At 65.6% G+C, this 960-nt stretch carries 1 protein-coding gene; it reads left to right on the top strand.

Going from position 1 to position 960, the window contains the following annotated elements; translation table 11 throughout:
* A partial coding sequence (locus DB30_RS40945) for an RHS repeat protein (RefSeq protein ID WP_165704199.1) occupies window positions 1–960 on the top strand: 960 nt, incomplete at both ends.

Here is a 960-nt window from a genome sequence, read left to right as displayed (position 1 = left end):
GTGGACAAGCTGCGGGCTGATGACCCGGACTACTTCGAGACGCGGTTCGCTTATAACGCCGATGGCCACGTCAGCCGCGTCGTCCACCCGCGAGGGAACGCGACGGTGTCGATCTACGAGGGGGATCTGAGTTCCGCTGCGTCGCCGCGGATCCGAGGCAACCTGCGGGAGCGTCGCTATGAGGCCGACGTGTGTGACAGCGGCCTCCCGCGGATCCGCGAGTTGTTCGAGTACGCGCCGGGACTCGGCAACGAACACGACGCCCAAGACTTCGTCGTGCTTGCCACCGACGCGCGCGGCAACGTCACCCAGGCACGCTATGACGCCGCTGGGAATCGCACATCGATCATTCACCCCGAGCCAGATACCCGCGAAGACATGGAGTACAGCTCTGTCGGCCAGCTGACCCGGCATCAGCTGCCGGCGGACCCACAGGGCGTCCGCCGCGAGGTGGTCTTCAGCTACGCCGATGACGGGCATGTTCGTCAGGAGATCGTCGACCCTGATGGGCTGGCGCTGACGACCACCAAAGAGTTTGACGCCGCGTGCAATGAAGTCCGGCGCGTGGACCCGCGCGGCAACGACAAGCTCTACCTCTATAACGCGCGCGACGAGCTGGTCCGCGAGCTGGGTCCTGCCACCACGTGCCCTGCGACATGCGGAGGCGGTGCGGCCACGCGGGCGTACACGGATCACATCTATGACGCCAACATGAACCTGGTCCGCGTCGACTACGAGGCGCTCGATTGTGCAGGTGCGCCGCAGGGCAACGGCGTGGTCTCGACCTCGTTTGCGTATGACGTTCTCAACGAGCTCACGCTCACCACCGAGCAGGTTGGCGACGGCCGCGTGCTCACCAGCGTGCTTGGCTACGACGCCAACCGCGAGGTCACGCTACAGCAGCAGGGCGAGGCCACGATCACCACGATCTACGACGAGCGCGGGCTGACCTATCGGGAG

The sequence above is a fragment of the Enhygromyxa salina genome, assembly GCF_000737335.2.
GTDB lineage: Bacteria > Myxococcota_A > Polyangia > Nannocystales > Nannocystaceae > Plesiocystis > Plesiocystis salina_C.
This window is presented reverse-complemented; position numbering and strand designations above follow the sequence as displayed.